Raw genomic sequence first — 18,181 nt, 5'->3', positions numbered from 1 at the left:
GTCTACGGTACAAATGATATTCATTTGTTCAGCCAAATGGCATTTTAACAGACGGACAAACAAAAGTCAACGGTTATTGTGCAACAGCAACCGTGGACGGGTCAACCTTGATGCCAGGGCCCATTGTCGATGTAATCGTGACGTTTTTCACGTACGTCCCTTTTGCCGCCGCCGGTTTGGCTTTCAAAATTGCTTCATAGACGGCCGCGAAGTTTTCAGCCAATTTCTCGTTGTCAAACGACACTTTGCCGATCGGAACGTGGATGTTGCCCGCTTTGTCGACGCGGTATTCCACTTTACCAGCCTTGATTTCCTGCACCGCTTTTGCTACGTCAAACGTGACTGTTCCGGTTTTCGGGTTTGGCATCAACCCTTTCGGCCCTAAAATGCGGCCGAGTTTCCCGACTTCACCCATCATGTCCGGCGTAGCAACAACGACATCAAAGTCAAACCAACCTTGCTGGATTTTGTTGATATATTCTGCATCGCCGACATAGTCAGCGCCAGCCGCTTCTGCTTCTTTCGCTTTTTCCCCTTTCGCGAACACCAACACGCGCGCCACTTTCCCTGTGCCGTGCGGCAGGACGACGGCGCCGCGAATTTGTTGGTCCGCTTTTTTCGGGTCGACGCCCAAACGGAACGCCACTTCCACCGTGGCATCGAATTTCGCGATGTTCGTTTTTTTCACGAGCTCGATTGCTTCAGCAATCGGGTATGCTTTGGAGCGGTCGACGAGCTTCAATGCTTCTAAGTATTTCTTTCCTCTTTTCGGCATGTGAAAAATCCTCCTCGATTGTGGTTTTAGCGGAAAAACCTCCCACATTGAACGTTCTTCGCTTCTTTCGAAAACGAAGAAGCGGACGGATGCCCATTCATCGGGCCCGTCTTGCTGTTTTTGTTCATGGAGAGAGAGGTTGCCCAATGACGCAACCTCCCCTACAAACGACGCACCGGCTTTAGTCTTCAATCACAATGCCCATGCTGCGGGCCGTGCCTTCGATCATGCGCATGGCCGCCTCAATGCTCGCCGCATTCAAATCCGGCATTTTCAGCTCAGCGATCTCACGTACTTTGTCGCGTTTAATTGTCGCCACTTTGTTGCGGTTCGGTTCGCCGGAGCCCGATTCAATGCCCGCCGCTTTTTTCAGCAATACAGCGGCTGGCGGCGTTTTCGTGATGAATGTAAATGAACGGTCTTCAAAAACCGTAATTTCAACCGGAATGATCAACCCTGCTTGGTCCGCCGTGCGGGCATTAAACTCTTTGCAAAACGCCATAATATTGACACCGGCTTGACCCAACGCAGGACCTACTGGCGGCGCCGGATTCGCTTTCCCTGCAGGAATTTGCAGTTTGACGACCTTGATTACTTTTTTCGCCACGAGACACACCTCCTTAAGTCCGTGATGTGGTATTAGGGATTGCCCCTCCCACTCATCCGGCTCCGGTCTACTGAGCCGTTTTCCTATCTCCCGTTCAGTTGAGAGGATCAGCGTAAAAACAAAACGGCTCCCTTATACAAGTGTATAAGTTCACCGCCATATGTCTCCGTTTAAGAGACATACTGACTTTAAAATAGTATCACTTTTCCCTATCAATTGCAAGTTCTTTATCCATTAGATTTTTTCTATTTGCGAAAACTCAAGCTCCACCCGTGTTTCGCGCCCAAACATATCGACAAGCAGCTTCACTTTATGTTTATCCGGGTCAATCGCTTCAATTTTCCCTGTAAAGTTCGCAAACGGACCTTCTTTGATCCGCACCGTTTCATTTACCTCATAGTCTACGTCAACCTCGGCAAGCGGCATGCCCATCCGCTTCAAGATCATTTTTACTTCTTCCTCCATAAGCGGCGTCGGTTTCGAACCAGCTCCGCTTGAGCCGACAAATCCAGTGACGCCCGGCGTGTTGCGCACGACATACCATGAGTCATCCGTCATGACCATCTCAACGAGCACATAGCCAGGGAACACTTTCTTTTTCGTCGTTTTCCGTTTTCCGTTTTTGACGTCCGTCTCCGTCTCTTCCGGAACGACGACGCGAAAAATTTTATCTTGCATTCCCATCGATTCGACGCGTTTTTCCAAATTGGCTTTCACTTTGTTTTCATATCCCGAATATGTATGGACAACATACCAGTTTTTCTCCATCAACAAGCCTCCCCAAGGCGGTTTTCGTTTTGTTTTTTGCGCAAAACAAAAACCCGTTGCCGGGTTCCATACGCGCACGATTATCTTTCATTATAACATATCCTTTGTCCGCTTATTCAAACACGAGGCGAATCAACTCAGAAATGCCGAGGTCCACAACGGCAAAAAAGACAGTGAAAAACGCCACCGTGGCCAACACGACCGCCGTGTAGTTCACTAACTCCTTCCGGTTTGGCCAACTCACTTTTTTCAGCTCGCGTACGACTTCTTTTAAAAAGTTGATTACTCGCTGCATCACTCGTACCTCCATCATCGTTCAAAACTATCTCCACCGTCTATTTCGTTTCACGATGGATTGTATGTTTGTTGCATGTTGAGCAAAACTTGTTGGCCATAAGGCGCTCACCAAGGCGACGTATTTGTTTTGCTGCCGTATAGTTTCGGCTTGCGCACTGCACGCAAGCCAGCGTCACTTTTTGGCGCATCAGCATTCCACCGTTCCTGCGAGATGTCCATAAAAATTTATCATATTGGCTGTTTCGCTGTCAATGACATCTTTTGATGCGGCGTTGCGATGCTATAAACTGATCTCGCGGTATTCCAAATATTTCTCGAGCTTCCGCTTGACGCGTTGCAACGCGTTGTCGATCGACTTGACATGGCGGTTCAGCTCTTCGGAAATTTCCTGGTATGAGCGTCCATCCAAATACAAAGCGAGCACTTTCCGCTCGAGGTCGCTGAGCAGTTCCGCCATCTTTAGTTCAATATCATCGACTTCCTCGCGGTTGACAATCAATTGTTCCGGGTCCGTCACCTGCGTGCCGGACAACACATCCATCAGCGTCCGGTCAGATTCATCGTCATAAATCGGCTTATCCAAGGAAACGTAAGAGTTGAGCGGAATATGCTTTTGGCGGGTCGCCGTTTTAATCGCGGTAATCATTTGCCTTGTGATGCAAAGTTCTGCAAACGCTTTAAATGAGGAAAGCTTGTCCCCCTTAAAATCACGGACGGCCTTATACAGACCGATCATTCCTTCCTGCACGATATCTTCCCGATCAGCTCCGACTAAAAAATAGGAGCGAGCTTTGGCGCGCACAAAGTTTTGATATTTATGGATTAAAAAATCAAGTGCTTCCCCATCCCCTTCGTGAACGAGCGCAACAAGCTGCTCATCGTCCAGCTGATGATAACCTTTCCCTTTCATTGCTTTCAAGCATTCCCCCACGCTGATCCCCCCGACCGCATCAATCGCTAACATGTATTATACAGGACAAATTTTTACAGCGTCAACCGCTCATTTTTCTCCTCTTCGCCATTTTTCAAAAATTTCAGCAATTCTATCATTTAGCGGAACTTTGGAGATCGGAGTGCGTTGCCGCATCGCTTTTACTTTTTGGGAAATGTCCCGCTCAACCGTCTCGACTTCATCCAATAGCTCGCGCGCCGACTTGCGCAGGGCGCCTTGGCCGAACACCGTCCATTGTTCGGTGTAGTCGGAGGTAGCGACATACACTTTTGTGCGCGCATTCATCAATGTTTTCGCCAACCGTTCAATTCGCTCATCGGCCGTCTCATGTTCCTTTGTAAAAATGACATCGACGTCGTAATGTTTATACTTTTTCTCGTTTCCTTGCACGAGGTGGGCATCGAATACGATCACGACATGGTCCCCGGTGAATCCTTTGTAGTCAGCCATTTTTTCAATCAATAAATCCCTTGCCGCTGCCAGATCGCCCTCTTCTTTCAGCCGGCGCAGCTCCGGCCAAGCACCGATCATGTTATAGCCGTCGACAATCAAAATGTTCATTCGCTATTCTCCCAACGGATACCGCTTCCGGTACACCTCGTACATGAGCAGGCTGGCGGCGACAGAGGCATTGAGTGAGGTGACATGGCCGCGCATCGGCAACCGGAACAAGAAATCGCACTTTTCAAGCACTAGGCGGCTGATCCCTTTTCCTTCGCTCCCGATTACGAGCGCCAACGGCATCGTGCCATCGAGCGAGCGGTAGTCGTCTTGAGCCGATGCATCCGTTCCGGCTACCCACACTCCGCGCTCTTTCAGCTCGTCAATCGTCCGCGCCAAGTTTGTCACACGCGCGACCGGAACGTGCTCAATCGCCCCGGTCGACGCCTTCGCCACCGTTTGGGTCAGCCCGACCGAACGCCGCTTCGGAATAATGAGGCCGTGCGCCCCGACCGCATCAGCGGTGCGCATGATGGCCCCTAAATTATGCGGATCCTCAAGCTCATCCAAGATGAGAAAAAACGGCGCCTCGCCCCGCTCGGCGGCGCGAGCGAACAAGTCATCAATTTCATAGTAGCGGTAAGCCGCCGCCTGAGCGATCACCCCTTGATGAGCTCCTTCAGCCATCTGATCAAGCTTGCGCTTCGGGACATATTGGACGAGCACGCCCCGCCGCTTTGCCCATTCAAGCACAGGTTCGACGGTATGGCGCTGCGCCCCTTCCGCGATCCAAATTTTATTGATGTCGCGCCCGGCTTTGAGCGCTTCAATGACCGGATTTTTGCCGATAATGTAGTCCATCATTCCAACGCCCTTTCTTCCCTTTCAATAATGGCAAACGAACGGCCGATCAGCTCATCAACCCGCTTTTCATTATTAACCAAAAAATGATAACCGATGAGCGCCTCAAAGGCCGTGCTATGCCGGTATGTTTGCACATCCGTATTTTTCGGGATTGTGCCTGATTTGGCATTGCGGCCGCGGCGGACGATGTCCTTTTCCTCCTCGGTCAGGACGCCCTCGTCAAGCAACGCCAAAATCACTCGCGCTTGCGCCCGCGCCGACACATAGCGGACCGCCCGCCGATGCAGCTCATGCGGCCGCACGCTGCCGCCAGCAAGCAAATGGCGTCGCACATACACCTCGTACACGGCGTCGCCAATATAGGCAAGCGCCAGTCCATTTAACTGCTTCACATCGTTGACCGTTTCAAACTCCGCCATCATCGCGTGCTATCCCCGTTTCCATCTCGTTCCTTGCGGCGTGTCTTCCAAAATAATGTTTTTCGCTCTCAACTCGTCGCGAATGCGGTCGGCCAGCGCAAAATCGCGGTTTTTCCGCGCTTCATTGCGCTTTTGGATCAACGCCTCGATTTCCTCATCAAGCAGCTCATCCTGCTTCAAGGTGAGTCCAAGTACGTCCGCCAGCTGTTCGAACTCGCGCAAAAACGCGTGAATGACCTTCTCGGATGTCGTTTTTTCCTGCAAGTACAAGTTGGCCTGCTTCGCCAGTTCAAACAATACGGCAATGCCGTTCGCCGTGTTGAAATCGTCGTCCATTTCACGGATGAACGAGGCGCGGATGTCGGCAATGCGCGAAACCCATTCCTCGTCATTGTCCGTTAAGTTCGTGCTTGCCTGCAGGCGATGCTGCAAATTGCTGTACGCCGTCTTCAGGCGCTCGAGTCCGCGCCGCGCACTCTCAAGCAGTTCCTCGCTGTAGTTGATCGGATGGCGGTAATGCACCGACAGCATGAAAAAACGCAGCACTTGCGGGTCGATCTCCCGGATGATATCGTGAACGAGCACGAAATTGCCAAGCGACTTCGACATTTTTTCGTTGTTAATATTTAAATACCCATTGTGCAGCCAATATTTCGCGAACGGTTTGCCGGTCAGCGCCTCCGACTGGGCGATTTCGTTTTCATGGTGCGGGAATGTCAAGTCCTGGCCGCCGGCGTGGATATCGATCGTATCGCCCAAATATTTGCGCGCCATCGCCGAGCATTCGATATGCCAACCAGGCCGCCCTTTCCCCCATGGACTGTCCCAACAAATTTCTCCTTCCTTCGCTGCTTTCCAAAGGGCGAAATCAAGTGGATCGTCTTTTTTCTCCCCAATTTCGATGCGCGCCCCAGCTTGCAGCTCATCGATCGATTGATGAGACAGCTTGCCGTATTCACGGAACTTGCGCGTCCGGTAATACACGTCGCCGTCGACTTCGTAGGCATATCCTTTGTCAATGAGCGCCTGAATGAATTCGATAATCGTATCAATGTTTTCGGTCACCCGCGGATGGATGTCCGCTTTTTTGCAGCCAAGCGCCTGAATGTCTTCAAAATACGCCTCAATAAACCGCTCAGCGATCGCCGGCACGCTCTCGCCGAGCTCGCGGGCCGCTTTGATCAACTTGTCATCGACGTCGGTAAAGTTCGATACATACGTCACATCATAGCCGCGGAACTCCAAATAGCGGCGGATCGTGTCAAAAACGATGGCGGCCCGAGCATTGCCGATGTGAATATAATTATAGACGGTCGGGCCGCACACATACATTTTCACTTTATTCGGCTCCAGCGGCTCAAACGGTTCTTTTTTTCGCGTCAGTGTATTATAAAGCCGGATGCTGCTCATACTCGTTCTTCCTTTCTTGTTGTTTCAATGCCTCAAGCTCGCTTTTCAGCCGGGCGATTTCCTCTTCAAGCTCCCGAAACCGGTCGGCGATCGGGTCAGGAAGGTCGGTATGGTTTAAATCTTTCTTCACTTTCACCCCGTCGCGCACAACGACGCGGCCCGGAATGCCAACGACGGTCGAATTGGGCGGTACGTCTTTTAACACGACCGACCCAGCGCCGATTTTCGAGTTTTCCCCGATCGTAATCGAACCGAGCACTTTCGCGCCGGCAGCGATCAAACAGTTGTCTTTGATCGTCGGGTGCCGCTTCCCTTTTTCTTTCCCTGTCCCGCCTAATGTGACCCCTTGATAGACAGTGACATTGTCGCCGATTTCGCACGTTTCGCCGATCACCACGCCCATGCCGTGGTCGATGAAAAAGCGGCGGCCGATTTTCGCGCCCGGATGGATTTCAATGCCAGTGAAAAAGCGGCTGATTTGCGAAATCAAGCGGGCAAGAAAGTAAAATTTCCGCTTGTAAAGCGCATGGGCGATCCGATGCGCCCAGATGGCATGCAGGCCGGAATACGTTAAAATGACTTCCAAATAGCTTCTCGCCGCCGGGTCTTGCTCAAAAATGACCTCAATATCCTCTTTTAACGTTTTAAACATAATGTCCTCCCTCCATCCCTCTAAGTTGTCTTGAATAAAAAAGCGTCCCTGTGCCGCAGACACAGAGACGCTTTTGGCGCGGTTCCACTCTGTTTAGCGAAACGGGGCGCCGTTTCGCTCACTCGATTCCGATAACGGAGATGCTCCGCTCCCCTCTACTGCAGAACGTCTCTGTTCCGGTTCGAAAGGAGACTCCGAGGCGCACTTCAGACAGCACCGAACACAAGCCGCTTCCAGCCAAGGCGGCTCTCTCTGGGATGCCGATGCTTCCTACTTCTCCTCGTCAACGCTTTTTCTTTATGCGCTTGTTCCATCGAAACTTTATATTATTATACCACATCCATCATGCAAACGTGCATAGAGGCCGATTAAAATTTTTCTTGCAACGCCCGCTCCAGCCGCTCGATCACTTTTTCTTTGCCGAGCAACTGAATGGCAAACGGCAGCTCCGGTCCGTGCGTTTGTCCCGTCACCGCCGCGCGGATCGGCATAAACAACTTTTTCCCTTTTTGCCCGGTCGCCTTTTGCACCGCTTTAATGGCCGCTTTAATCTCGTCTGCCGTAAACGGCTCAAGCTCACGCACGCTCTCAAGGAAGGTGGAAAGCACAGCCGGCACTTGCTCTTCAGCAAGCACTTGACGCGCCTCGTCCTCGTAGTCGATTTCTTCTTTAAAGAACAGCTCAGACAGCGGGACGATCTCCGCACCGTAGCTCATTTGCTCTTGATACAAAGCAATTAAATCGCGCGCCCATTGCCGCTGTTCGTCCGTCATATCCGCCGGCAGGCGCCCGGCTTTCACTAAATGCGGCAAGGCCAGCTCGACAAGCCGGTCAAGATCAAGCTTTTTGATATATTGGTTGTTCATCCATGTCAGCTTTTTCGTATCAAACATGGACGGCGATTTTGACAGCCGGGAGACATCGAACATGCGGATCAGTTCGTCTTTCGTAAAAATTTCTTCCTCTCCTTCCGGCGACCAGCCAAGCAAAGCGAAAAAGTTGAACATCGCTTCCGGCAAATAGCCAAGTTCTTTGTATTGCGAGACGAACTGAATGATTGATTCATCGCGCTTCGACAGCTTTTTCCGCTGCTCGTTGACGATCAACGTCAAGTGCGCGAACTGCGGCGGCTCCCAGCCGAAGTACTCGTATACCATGAGCTGCTTCGGCGTATTGGACAAATGTTCCTCACCGCGAAACACATGACTGATTTCCATTAAATGGTCGTCGATGACAACAGCGAAATTGTATGTCGGAATGCCATTCGCCTTGACAATCACCCAATCGCCGCCGACATCTTTCGATTCAAACACCACTTTGCCGCGCACTAAATCGTAAAACTCGTACGTTTTCCCTTCCGGCACCTTCAGGCGGATCGTATACGGCTTCCCTTGCGCCTCGAGCTCCGCGACCTGCTCCGGCGTCAAATGGCGGCATTTGCCGCTGTACTGCGGAGCGGCGATGCCGGCCGCCCGCTGCGCCTCCCGCTCGCGCTCGAGCTCTTCCGGCGTGCAAAAACATTTGTACGCATGCCCTTGCTCAAGCAATTCATTCACATATTTTCGGTAAATATCGAGCCGCTCCGTTTGCCGGTACGGCCCGTAGCCGCCATCTTGATCAATCGATTCATCATAATCAATGCCGAGCCATTTTAAGTTTTCGAGCTGCGACTTTTCGCCGCCTTCGACGTTCCGTTCAATATCCGTATCCTCGATGCGGACGATCATTTTTCCACCGTGATGGCGGGCAAACAAATAGTTAAACAGCGCTGTCCGCGCCCCGCCGATATGCAAATGGCCGGTTGGGCTCGGCGCATAGCGCACGCGCACCTCTTTTGCCATCATCCAAACCCTCCACTTCCATCAAAGCTTGTGCTATTATTGTACCGTTTATCGCGGCAAAGTTCAAAACAGACAGCTCTCGCCTAAGCCGCACCACGCCGCCGACGCCCCCTTTACACCTCCTAGCCAGGACGGCGAACAAAGCGCTTATGTATTAAAGAACGAGGCCTTCCCAAATGATGCTGCCAAAGGCCGCTCCATTAGCTTTTTTGCAGCAAGACGACCGCCTGGGCGGCAATGCCTTCCCCCCGCCCAGTGAATCCAAGCTTTTCCGTCGTCGTTGCCTTCACATTGACTTGCGAGCGCTCGGCTTCCAGCAACCGAGCGATCACCGCCCTCATTTCTTCAATATATGGCGCCAGCTTCGGCTTTTGTGCGATGATCGTGCAGTCGGCGTTCACGAGCCTATACCCTTCCTGCCGAGCGAGCGCCCATACGTGCGCCAACAGCTCAGCCGAGTCGGCATCTTTAAAGCGCGGATCTGTGTCTGGAAAATGCCGGCCGATATCGCCGGCGCCGATCGCCCCAAGGCATGCGTCCGCCACCGCATGAAGCAGCACGTCGGCATCTGAGTGGCCGAGCAGCCCCTTTTCATACGGAATAGTAACGCCGCCAATGATCAGCGGACGCCCTTCAACAAGCTGATGGACGTCAAACCCTTGTCCAATGCGAAACATCTCTCCACCCCCATCTATTCGGCCATCCGGCTTGCCAAAATCGCTTCAGCAAACAAAAGGTCCTCCGGCGTCGTCAGCTTAATATTGCGATAATCCCCCTCAATGATCTTCACCGGCTTGCCGATTCGCTCCACAAGGCTGGCGTCATCCGTGCCGAGATAGCCAGCCTGTTTCGCCGCTTCGTGCGCTTCCATGATCAAAGACAGACGAAAAGCTTGTGGCGTCTGCACCGCCCACAAGCTGGAACGATCAATCGTCTGTTCGACAAACAAACCGTTCGCTTTTTTGATCGTATCTTTCACCCGCACTGCCGGGATCGCCGCCCCGTACTGAACAGCGGCGTTTACTAGCTCGTGCAAATGATGGACGCGGACAAACGGGCGGGCGCCGTCATGGATGAGAACAATCTCCTCCCCCGCGAGCGCCTGCAATCCGTTATAAACGCTATGCTGCCGCTCCTCGCCGCCGTCGGTAAGCGCGGCGACTTTTTGAATGCGAAAGCGGGCGAGCAGCTGCTCAAATCGGCTTCGCTCGGCTGGGTTGACGACGAGCACGATGCGGGTGCACCGCTCATCGCGCTCAAACACGTTCAGCGTCCGAACGATGAGCGGCTCACCGCCAAGCTCAAGGAATTGCTTGTTCATGCCGGCGTTCATCCGCTTTCCTCGCCCGGCCGCCAAGACAATCGCTTCGTAATTCATTGGCCGTTTCCCCTATTCGTTTTACAACGCTTTTTGCAGCAGTTTCAATTTGGCAAAAATCATTCTCCCTGCAGATGTTTGTAACACGCTGGTGACTAAAACGTCAACCCGTTTGCCGATATATTCTTTGCCATCTTCAACGACGATCATCGTCCCGTCGTCCAAATAGGCCACGCCTTGGTTATGCTCCTTCCCATCTTTAATGACGTGTACGTTCAGCTCCTCGCCTGGCAACACGACCGGTTTGACGGCATTCGCTAAATCGTTGATATTCAAAACACGCACGTTTTGCAGCTCACATACTTTGTTTAAATTGAAATCGTTCGTCACGACAACGCCTTGAAGCTGCTTCGCCAGCTTGACGAGTTTGCTGTCGACTTCCTGGACGTCGCTGAAATCCGCTTCATGGATTTCCACTTTCATCGCCATTTCTTTTTGGATGCGGTTCAAAATATCCAAGCCGCGGCGGCCGCGGTTCCGCTTCAGCACATCGGACGAATCGGCGATATGCTGCAATTCTTCGAGCACAAACCGCGGAATGACAAGCGGCCCTTCCAAAAACCCGGTTTGGCAAATGTCTGCGATCCGCCCGTCGATGATGACGCTCGTATCCAAAATTTTCACAGCACCGCCCTTTGACGGTTCGTTTTCCGCTTCTCCACCTTTTTTCTTCGCCATGCGATTGGACAAGGAAAATAAGTTCATCAACTCATTCCGTTTCTTTAAACCGACGCGAAACCCTAAGTAGCCAAGCAACACCGTCAAAAAAATCGGCAACACCGTATTCAACACTTGAATGTGAAACGACTGCAACGGCATGACAACGAAAAACGCGATAATAAGACCGAAAATCAGCCCGAGACTGCCAAACAGCACGTCGGCGGCCGGCGCCTTCACGAGCGTTTCCTCCACCCAGCGAATCATGTCGACCACATAATCGACAAGCCAAAACGTCAACAAAAAGAAAACGACTGCCCCCAGCACCGCCAGCGTATAAGAATTATTGAGAAGCGGCATGCCGCTCACATTCATCAGCTTAAGCAAGTCAGGAAAAAACATGGCGCCTAACGTTCCGCCCACGGCGAGGAAAAATAATTGCACAATGCGTTTGACCATCAGCCCATCTTCACCTCCCTATTTAACATTATAAACAGTTTCCAATGTTTGAAACCAATTGGAAGGCAATTTTTCATCGTTTTTGAACATTCGACATCTGCTTGTAACAATAGCGGAAAACGCCGGCCAAACGCCATAGTTGTTTCGGATCACCCTACTATTTTTTACGTACATCAGAGCGAAAAGGTTCAATCCTTTTAGGCTGTTTATGCCTCTGCTTGAACACTTAAGAATGAAGAGGCGATGAATTTTTGATCGCTCATATCCCCTTGGGCGCGAAGAAGCGGGTTGCGCAGGTGAAAGAGCGATTAACACATTGTATGCTCAAGCGCCTCGGCCACATGCGAAACACCGATCACTTGCACACCTTTTGGCGGCTGCCAGCCAGCTAAATTGTTTTTTGGCACAATGATGCGGGAAAAGCCTAATTTTACCGCCTCCTGCACGCGCTGTTCGATGCGCGAGACGCGGCGCACCTCTCCAGTTAAGCCGACTTCGCCGATAATGACATCCGCCGGATTCGTCGGCCGATCGCGAAAGCTCGAGGCGATGCTGACAGCGACCGCCAAGTCAATTGCCGGCTCATCAAGCTTCACGCCGCCCGCCACTTTCAAATAAGCATCTTGGTTTTGCAACAGCAGCCCAACCCGCTTTTCGAGCACGGCCATCAAAAGCGACACACGGTTATGGTCAAGGCCGGTCGCCATCCGTCTCGGGTTGCCGAAGCTCGTCGGCGAGACGAGCGCCTGGATTTCCACGAGCACCGGCCGCGTCCCTTCCATCGCCGCCACGACCGTCGAGCCAGCCGCTCCGCGCGACCGTTCTTCTAAAAACACTTCTGATGGGTTTTCCACTTCCTTCAGCCCAATGTCGCGCATCTCAAAAATGCCAATTTCGTTCGTTGAGCCAAAACGGTTTTTCACCGCTCGCAAAATGCGATACGTATGGTGTCGCTCCCCTTCAAAATAGAGAACGGTGTCCACCATATGTTCGAGCAGGCGCGGCCCGGCGATCGCCCCTTCCTTCGTCACATGACCGACGATAAAAATGGCAATGCCTTTTGTTTTCGCCAGCTTCATCAGCTCGGCCGTGCATTCGCGCACTTGGGCGACGCTGCCCGGTGCAGAGGAAATATCGGTGCGATACACCGTCTGAATCGAATCAATGATGACACAAGCAGGTTGAACCGTTTCAACCGCTGCCACAATGTATTCCAAATCTGCTTCCGCCAACACGTACAGCTGATCGCACTCCGCACGAAGGCGTCCAGCGCGCAGCTTTACTTGTTTGACCGATTCCTCACCGGAGACATACAGCACTTGATGCCCAGCGGCGGCCAGCTGCGCCGATGTTTGCAAAAGCAACGTTGATTTGCCAATGCCAGGGTCGCCGCCGATCAAAACGAGCGAACCTTTGACGATTCCACCGCCCAGCACGCGATCGAGCTCCGCGCTGTTCGTTTTCATGCGCGGCTCTTGCACCGCCTCCACGGCTGTAATCGGGACCGGTTTGGCCGAACCCGCCCGCTCCGAATGAAGAAATGCGCCGCGCACAGTCGGTTTCTCCTGCTCAATTTCCTCAACAAACGAATTCCATGTTTGGCATCCCGGACAGCGTCCAAGCCATTTGGCCGACTCATATCCACACTCTTGGCAAACGAACTTCGTTTTCTTCTTCGCCATCGATCTTAACCCTTTCTGTAACGTTTTCCAACGAAAAAAAGGCATGGGCAGGAAGCTGCCGCATGCCTTTTCTTCCCTCACACGACCGCTTGTTTCGACAATACGACAAACTCCCCGTCTTTGACATCCACGACGACTTTTTGCCCTTTGGCGATCGTGCCTTTTAACAATTCTTCGGACAAACGGTCTTCAACATGCTTTTGCAAGGCGCGGCGCAGCGGGCGGGCACCGTATTCTGGATCGAACCCTTCGGCGGCGATTTTCTCAATGGCGGCCTCCGTCAGCTCAAGATCAATGTCTTGCTCTTTCAGCCGCTTCACGAGCGTATCGGCCATCAATCGGACGATTTGTTTCAGATGGTCTTTTTCGAGCGAATGGAAGACGATGATTTCGTCGATCCGGTTTAAAAACTCTGGACGGAATGCTTTTTTCAGCTCATCCATCACTTTGCTTTTCATATCTTTGTATTGCTGGTTCCCGTCTTGAATGTTGAAGCCAACGTACTTATTCCGTTTCAGCGCATCGGCGCCGACGTTGGACGTCATGATGATGATCGTGTTGCGGAAGTCGACCGTCCGCCCTTTCGAGTCAGTCAGCCGCCCATCTTCCAACACTTGCAGCAAAATATTGAACACGTCCGGATGCGCTTTTTCCATCTCATCTAACAGGACAACCGAATACGGCTTGCGGCGCACTTTTTCCGTCAGCTGGCCGCCTTCTTCATAACCGACATACCCCGGCGGCGACCCGATGAGCCGCGATGTCGAGTGTTTTTCCATATACTCGGACATATCGATGCGAATGAGGGCGTCTTCATCGCCAAACATCGCTTCTGCCAAGGCTCGAGCCAACTCCGTTTTCCCAACCCCGGTCGGACCAAGGAAAATGAACGAACCGATCGGGCGTTTCGGGTCTTTCAGGCCAGCACGGGCGCGGCGCACCGCTTTGGCGACCGCTTTGACCGCCTCGTCTTGGCCGACGACACGCGAATGCAAAATTTCTTCCAGCTTGAGCAGCCGCTCCGTTTCCGTCTCAGCGAGCTTCGATACCGGAATGCCGGTCCAACTCGAGACGACCGCGGCGATGTCTTCGACCGTCACTTCCAAATTTTCTTGGCCTTGTTTTTCTTTCCACGCACGTTTCGTTTCCTCCAGTTCTTCGCGCAGCCGCTGTTCCATATCGCGCAGCGACGCCGCTTTCTCAAACTCTTGGCTTTGCACGGCCGCGTCTTTTTCTTTCCGCACTTCCTCGAGCTTTTGTTCAAGTTCTTTCAATTTCGGCGGTGCGGTGAACGAACGAAGGCGCACTTTCGAGCAAGCCTCGTCGATCAAATCGATCGCCTTATCCGGCAAGAAACGGTCGGTAATGTAGCGGTCGGACAACTTGACGGCTTGCACGATCGCCTCGTCGGAAATCGAAACGCGGTGATGCGCTTCATACCGATCGCGCAACCCTTTTAAAATTTGGATCGATTCTTCCACTGTCGGTTCATCAACGTAAATCGGCTGAAAGCGGCGTTCAAGCGCGGCGTCTTTTTCAATATATTTCCGGTATTCATCGAGCGTTGTCGCGCCGATGCATTGAAGCTCCCCGCGCGCCAACGCCGGTTTCAAAATGTTCGACGCGTCGATCGCTCCTTCCGCCCCACCGGCGCCAATTAATGTATGCAGCTCATCGATAAACAAGATGATGTTGCCCGCTTGACGAATTTCATCCATCACTTTTTTCAGTCGGTCTTCAAATTCTCCACGGTATTTCGTTCCGGCGACGACTGTCCCCATATCGAGCGTCATGACCCGCTTGTCGCGCAGCGTTTCCGGCACTTCGTTATTGACGATTTGTTGGGCTAACCCTTCAGCAATGGCCGTTTTCCCAACGCCCGGCTCGCCGATCAACACCGGATTATTTTTCGTCCGCCGGCTTAATACTTCAATGACGCGCTGAATTTCTTTACTGCGGCCGATGACCGGGTCCAGCCGCCCTTCGCGGGCAATCGCTGTCAAATCGCGGGCGAGGCTGTCAAGCGTCGGAGTGCTCACGTGCGAAGCACCGCCGCCATGGCCTGACATCGACTCATTGCTGCCAAGCAGCTGCAACACTTGCTGGCGCGCTTTGTTCAAGCTTACTCCCAAGTTGTTCAGCACGCGGGCGGCCACCCCTTCGCCTTCGCGGATCAACCCAAGCAAAATATGTTCTGTGCCGACGTATGAATGGCCGAGCTTCCGCGCTTCATCCATCGACAGCTCAATTACTTTTTTCGCCCGCGGCGTATAGTGGATCGTATGCGACACTTCACTGCCACGGCCGATGAGCGATTCGACTTCTTTTTGAATTTTATCTGGGCCGAGCCCAAGCGCCATGAGCGCCTTAGCCGCGATCCCCTCGCCCTCGCGGATGAGGCCGAGCAAAATATGTTCTGTGCCGATATTGTTATGGCCGAGGCGAATGGCTTCTTCCTGCGCCAGCGCCAGCACTTTTTGCGCCCGTTCCGTAAATCTGCCAAACATCATCGTTCATCACCCTCCATCTTTCTTCGTTCCTCCATCTTTAAACGCTCCCGGATCAGCGCCGCGCGGCGGACGTCCCGTTCTTCAGGGCGAAGCGCCCCGCCGGCATATTGCTGCAAAAATCCCGGCTGCGTCAAAATCATCAGCTCATTTAAAATGTTGCGCGAGATGTTCTTGATATATCCTAGATCAATCCCTAAGCGAACATCGGACAGACATTGCGCCGCTTCTTTCGATTCGATGACGCGGCAGTTGGCCAGTATGCCGTATGAACGGAACACCTTGTCTTCTAATTGTATGCCCAAAGTTTTCACTAATGCCTGACGAGCCGCTCTTTCTTGGGCGATCAGCTGCTGAACGATCGTATGCAAATCAGCAACAATGTCTTCCTCCGATTTCCCAAGCGTGATCTGGTTGGAAATTTGGAATATATTCCCCAACGCTTCACTCCCTTCACCGTATGTTCCACGGACAACAAGCCCAAGCTGGTTGATGGCAGGAATAATACGGTTAATTTGCTGCGTCAGCACAAGCGCCGGAAGATGCATCATCACCGAAGCCCGCAATCCCGTCCCGACATTGGTCGGGCAGCTCGTTAAATAACCAAGCCGCTCGTCAAAGGCATAGTTGACATACCCTTCAATCCAATCGTCCAATTCGCTCGCCGCCTCGAGAGCCTCAGCAAGCTGCAACCCCGGGAATAGGCATTGGATGCGGATATGATCCTCCTCGTTGATCATGATGCTGATTTCTTCATTTTCCGAAAGCAGACAAGCGCCAAACGGCGAATCCTCAGCCAGATGCGGACTAATTAAGTGTTTTTCTACCAATACCCGTTTTTCAATCGGCTGAAGCTCCGACATTTTCAACAACTCGAAGCGGCCTGCCCCTCCGTAAGAACGATGGGCGAACGTCCGTTCAAACAACGCGACGATTTGCATCGCTTCTTCACTGCTAAACAGCGTTGGAAAACGAAAGTCAACGATGTTGCGCGCCAGTCGGATGCGACTGCTTAAGACGATGTCCGAATCCGGCCCCTCTTGGCTCATCCACGCGCTGACCGCCGTATTGAAAAACTTCTCGAACGACATACCGCTTACATATCCCCCTCTCCGCGTCGACGCAGTTCATCCTCCAACGAGCGGATTTGGTCGCGCACCTCGGCCGCCCGCTCGAATTCCTCACGAGCAACGAGCTCCTGAAGCTTTTGTTTCAACATAGCAAGTTGCTTGCGCAAATGGAGAACGCCGCCTTTTCGCTTCGGAATTTTTCCTGAATGAGCGGTATTGCCGCTATGGAGCCGTTTCAAAATCGGCGGCAAGTAGCGTGCAAACGTCCGGTAGCAGTTAGCGCAGCCGAACCGCCCGATTTGTGTGAATTGATGGTATGTCATTTGGCACGTCTCACATTGAAGTACATCCGGGTTCGGAAACGCGTTCGCCGTCATCTCTTTCATCGGCGCTTGAAAGTTAAGAAGCCCCGCCAACAAGTTGTTGAGTGAAAAATCATCATTGCCGTAGAACGTAAACATATGGCCATGCTCTCTGGCACATTGCTCGCAAAGATGGAACTCCGTTTTCTCTCCGTTTACAATTTTTGTAAAGTGCATCGTGGCCGGCCGCTGCTTGCATTCTTGGCAAATCAATGCCTCCCCCTCCCCCTATTTGTATTTCAGCGACGTCAGCATCGCTTTTAACATGCGGGCCCGCAGTTCGTCCCGCTCGGGCAAATCGATATATAAAACAGAACGATCCATAGCGCTTAACATAATTTTCGCTTCCCGCTCCGAAATTACCTTTTCTTCAACGAGACGTTTTACCACATCTTCGGCATTCGATTGGCTGATGCGGTGGCCGACAAGCTCGAGCAGCTGGTCAATAAGCTGTGCTTCACTCTTTGTCTTCACTTTCATAATGCGGATATACCCACCGCCACCGCGCTTGCTTTCGACGATGTACCCTCTTTCAAGGGTAAACCTCGTATTGATGACATAGTTGATCTGCGACGGAACACATTGGAATTTATTAGCGATTTCGCTTCGTTTAATTTCAACGATATCTTGGTCGCTCATATTGAGCACTTGCTTTAAATATTGCTCAATGATGTCGGAAATGTTCGGCACTCTACCTACCACCTTCCTTACAACCAAGCTGCCTGGCGATGGGCCGTCCGCTGACCAGGACACCCCACTGCCTATTTGTTGACTTTGACTATATTTGACCTTACTCTTACTATACAATGTATTACGGAAAATTTCAAGAGTGACCAAAGAAGGAAAACTAACTATAGAATATCCGTTTTTTTGGACAATAAAACGTCAAGCAGCCGAATAAATGAAAAAGCACGCCTTTTCTTCCAAGGAAAGAAAAGACGTGCTTTCCATTTTGCCTAGCAGCGACCTACTCTTGCAGGGGCGCTGGCCCCAACTACCATCGGCGCTGGAGGGCTTAACTTCCGTGTTCGGGATGGGAA

At 52.1% G+C, this 18,181-nt stretch carries 20 protein-coding genes, 1 rRNA gene and 2 other annotated features (1 of these 23 cut by a window edge); all 21 genes read right to left on the bottom strand.

The features are described 5' to 3' along the window. Positions 1-26 (bottom strand) — a sequence feature (ribosomal protein L10 leader region) (it extends 138 nt beyond the left edge of the window). A 47-nt stretch (positions 27-73) separates the two neighbouring features. Next, a complete protein-coding gene (rplA, locus tag T260_RS135955; RefSeq protein ID WP_011229609.1) occupies positions 74-775 on the bottom strand; it encodes a 50S ribosomal protein L1 in 702 nt (233 codons plus the stop codon). A gap of 181 nt (positions 776-956) precedes the next feature. After that, positions 957-1,382 carry a 50S ribosomal protein L11 gene (gene rplK, locus T260_RS135960; RefSeq protein ID WP_011229608.1) on the bottom strand — a complete coding sequence of 142 codons (426 nt, stop codon included), beginning with the start codon at positions 1,380-1,382 and terminating at the stop codon, positions 957-959. A gap of 234 nt (positions 1,383-1,616) precedes the next feature. Beyond that, on the bottom strand, positions 1,617-2,150 hold the full coding sequence (gene nusG, locus T260_RS135965; RefSeq protein WP_012820482.1) for a transcription termination/antitermination protein NusG: 534 nt from the start codon (positions 2,148-2,150) through the stop codon (positions 1,617-1,619). A gap of 112 nt (positions 2,151-2,262) precedes the next feature. Then, entirely contained in the window at positions 2,263-2,445 is a 183-nt protein-coding gene (gene secE / locus T260_RS135970; RefSeq protein ID WP_012820481.1) for a preprotein translocase subunit SecE, read from the bottom strand. Between the two features lie 40 nt (positions 2,446-2,485). Continuing rightward, on the bottom strand, positions 2,486-2,635 hold the full coding sequence (gene rpmG / locus T260_RS1000000138470; RefSeq protein WP_011229605.1) for a 50S ribosomal protein L33: 150 nt from the start codon (positions 2,633-2,635) through the stop codon (positions 2,486-2,488). 92 nt (positions 2,636-2,727) lie between these two features. Then, a complete protein-coding gene (gene sigH, locus T260_RS135975; protein ID WP_020278980.1) occupies positions 2,728-3,357 on the bottom strand; it encodes an RNA polymerase sporulation sigma factor SigH in 630 nt (209 codons plus the stop codon). Positions 3,358-3,447: 90 nt separating this feature from the next. Further along, the gene (locus T260_RS135980) at positions 3,448-3,960 is read right to left on the bottom strand and encodes an NYN domain-containing protein (protein WP_011229603.1); all 513 of its coding nucleotides are present in this window, start codon (positions 3,958-3,960) and stop codon (positions 3,448-3,450) included. Positions 3,961-3,963: 3 nt separating this feature from the next. Then, the gene (gene rlmB / locus T260_RS135985; RefSeq protein ID WP_011229602.1) at positions 3,964-4,701 is read right to left on the bottom strand and encodes a 23S rRNA (guanosine(2251)-2'-O)-methyltransferase RlmB; all 738 of its coding nucleotides are present in this window, start codon (positions 4,699-4,701) and stop codon (positions 3,964-3,966) included. After that, positions 4,701-5,126: a Mini-ribonuclease 3 gene (locus T260_RS135990; protein WP_012820476.1), complete on the bottom strand. Its 426-nt coding sequence runs from the start codon at positions 5,124-5,126 to the stop codon at positions 4,701-4,703. Before T260_RS135990 ends, rlmB begins: the two co-directional genes overlap by 1 nt. 6 nt (positions 5,127-5,132) lie before the next feature. Then, positions 5,133-6,533 (bottom strand): cysteine--tRNA ligase, encoded by a 1,401-nt coding sequence (cysS, locus tag T260_RS135995; protein ID WP_011229600.1) that lies wholly within the window; start codon positions 6,531-6,533, stop codon positions 5,133-5,135. Further along, positions 6,511-7,248 (bottom strand): serine O-acetyltransferase, encoded by a 738-nt coding sequence (gene cysE / locus T260_RS136000; protein WP_075261495.1) that lies wholly within the window; start codon positions 7,246-7,248, stop codon positions 6,511-6,513. Before cysE ends, cysS begins: the two co-directional genes overlap by 23 nt. Continuing rightward, positions 7,246-7,481: a binding site (T-box leader), on the bottom strand. Its footprint overlaps the gene before it by 3 nt. Positions 7,482-7,553: 72 nt before the next feature. Then, positions 7,554-9,026 carry a glutamate--tRNA ligase gene (gltX, locus tag T260_RS136005; RefSeq protein ID WP_011229598.1) on the bottom strand — a complete coding sequence of 491 codons (1,473 nt, stop codon included), beginning with the start codon at positions 9,024-9,026 and terminating at the stop codon, positions 7,554-7,556. 200 nt (positions 9,027-9,226) lie between these two features. Beyond that, positions 9,227-9,703 (bottom strand): 2-C-methyl-D-erythritol 2,4-cyclodiphosphate synthase, encoded by a 477-nt coding sequence (gene ispF / locus T260_RS136010; protein WP_011229597.1) that lies wholly within the window; start codon positions 9,701-9,703, stop codon positions 9,227-9,229. 14 nt (positions 9,704-9,717) lie between these two features. Beyond that, entirely contained in the window at positions 9,718-10,404 is a 687-nt protein-coding gene (gene ispD, locus T260_RS136015) for a 2-C-methyl-D-erythritol 4-phosphate cytidylyltransferase (RefSeq protein ID WP_011229596.1), read from the bottom strand. Positions 10,405-10,425: 21 nt separating this feature from the next. After that, complete coding sequence (locus tag T260_RS136020; protein ID WP_012820471.1) at positions 10,426-11,520, bottom strand: PIN/TRAM domain-containing protein; 1,095 nt, start codon at positions 11,518-11,520, stop codon at positions 10,426-10,428. A 308-nt stretch (positions 11,521-11,828) separates the two neighbouring features. Beyond that, a complete protein-coding gene (gene radA / locus T260_RS136025; RefSeq protein ID WP_011229594.1) occupies positions 11,829-13,202 on the bottom strand; it encodes a DNA repair protein RadA in 1,374 nt (457 codons plus the stop codon). A 77-nt stretch (positions 13,203-13,279) separates the two neighbouring features. After that, complete coding sequence (clpC, locus tag T260_RS136030) at positions 13,280-15,712, bottom strand: ATP-dependent protease ATP-binding subunit ClpC (protein WP_011229593.1); 2,433 nt, start codon at positions 15,710-15,712, stop codon at positions 13,280-13,282. Further along, on the bottom strand, positions 15,709-16,800 hold the full coding sequence (gene mcsB / locus T260_RS136035; RefSeq protein ID WP_011229592.1) for a protein-arginine kinase McsB: 1,092 nt from the start codon (positions 16,798-16,800) through the stop codon (positions 15,709-15,711). Before mcsB ends, clpC begins: the two co-directional genes overlap by 4 nt. A gap of 5 nt (positions 16,801-16,805) precedes the next feature. Beyond that, positions 16,806-17,354 carry a protein-arginine kinase activator protein McsA gene (gene mcsA, locus T260_RS136040; RefSeq protein ID WP_011229591.1) on the bottom strand — a complete coding sequence of 183 codons (549 nt, stop codon included), beginning with the start codon at positions 17,352-17,354 and terminating at the stop codon, positions 16,806-16,808. A 15-nt stretch (positions 17,355-17,369) separates the two neighbouring features. Next, entirely contained in the window at positions 17,370-17,831 is a 462-nt protein-coding gene (gene ctsR, locus T260_RS136045) for a transcriptional regulator CtsR (protein WP_011229590.1), read from the bottom strand. Between the two features lie 264 nt (positions 17,832-18,095). Continuing rightward, positions 18,096-18,181 (bottom strand): 5S ribosomal RNA (gene rrf, locus T260_RS1000000138235); the annotation flags it as partial.

It is taken from the genome of Geobacillus thermopakistaniensis (assembly GCF_000498995.1).
Taxonomy (GTDB): domain Bacteria; phylum Bacillota; class Bacilli; order Bacillales; family Anoxybacillaceae; genus Geobacillus; species Geobacillus thermoleovorans.
Note: the sequence above shows the minus strand (reverse complement) of the source record. Positions and strands in the feature narration are given on the sequence as shown.

Excerpts from the sequence above, each read along its gene's own strand:
- radA (WP_011229594.1), bottom strand. The coding sequence starts at position 13,202 with ATGGCGAAGAAGAAAACGAAGTTCGTTTGCCAAGAGTGTGGATATGAG.
- rpmG (WP_011229605.1), bottom strand. The coding sequence starts at position 2,635 with ATGCGCCAAAAAGTGACGCTGGCTTGCGTGCAGTGCGCAAGCCGAAAC.
- ispF (WP_011229597.1), bottom strand. The coding sequence starts at position 9,703 with ATGTTTCGCATTGGACAAGGGTTTGACGTCCATCAGCTTGTTGAAGGG.
- mcsB (WP_011229592.1), bottom strand. The coding sequence starts at position 16,800 with ATGTCGTTCGAGAAGTTTTTCAATACGGCGGTCAGCGCGTGGATGAGC.
- ispD (WP_011229596.1), bottom strand. The coding sequence starts at position 10,404 with ATGAATTACGAAGCGATTGTCTTGGCGGCCGGGCGAGGAAAGCGGATG.
- rlmB (WP_011229602.1), bottom strand. The coding sequence starts at position 4,701 with ATGGACTACATTATCGGCAAAAATCCGGTCATTGAAGCGCTCAAAGCC.
- rplA (WP_011229609.1), bottom strand. The coding sequence starts at position 775 with ATGCCGAAAAGAGGAAAGAAATACTTAGAAGCATTGAAGCTCGTCGAC.
- gltX (WP_011229598.1), bottom strand. The coding sequence starts at position 9,026 with ATGGCAAAAGAGGTGCGCGTGCGCTATGCGCCGAGCCCAACCGGCCAT.
- clpC (WP_011229593.1), bottom strand. The coding sequence starts at position 15,712 with ATGATGTTTGGCAGATTTACGGAACGGGCGCAAAAAGTGCTGGCGCTG.
- T260_RS135990 (WP_012820476.1), bottom strand. The coding sequence starts at position 5,126 with ATGATGGCGGAGTTTGAAACGGTCAACGATGTGAAGCAGTTAAATGGA.
- cysS (WP_011229600.1), bottom strand. The coding sequence starts at position 6,533 with ATGAGCAGCATCCGGCTTTATAATACACTGACGCGAAAAAAAGAACCG.
- nusG (WP_012820482.1), bottom strand. The coding sequence starts at position 2,150 with ATGGAGAAAAACTGGTATGTTGTCCATACATATTCGGGATATGAAAAC.
- T260_RS136020 (WP_012820471.1), bottom strand. The coding sequence starts at position 11,520 with ATGGTCAAACGCATTGTGCAATTATTTTTCCTCGCCGTGGGCGGAACG.
- sigH (WP_020278980.1), bottom strand. The coding sequence starts at position 3,357 with ATGAAAGGGAAAGGTTATCATCAGCTGGACGATGAGCAGCTTGTTGCG.
- secE (WP_012820481.1), bottom strand. The coding sequence starts at position 2,445 with ATGCAGCGAGTAATCAACTTTTTAAAAGAAGTCGTACGCGAGCTGAAA.
- T260_RS135980 (WP_011229603.1), bottom strand. The coding sequence starts at position 3,960 with ATGAACATTTTGATTGTCGACGGCTATAACATGATCGGTGCTTGGCCG.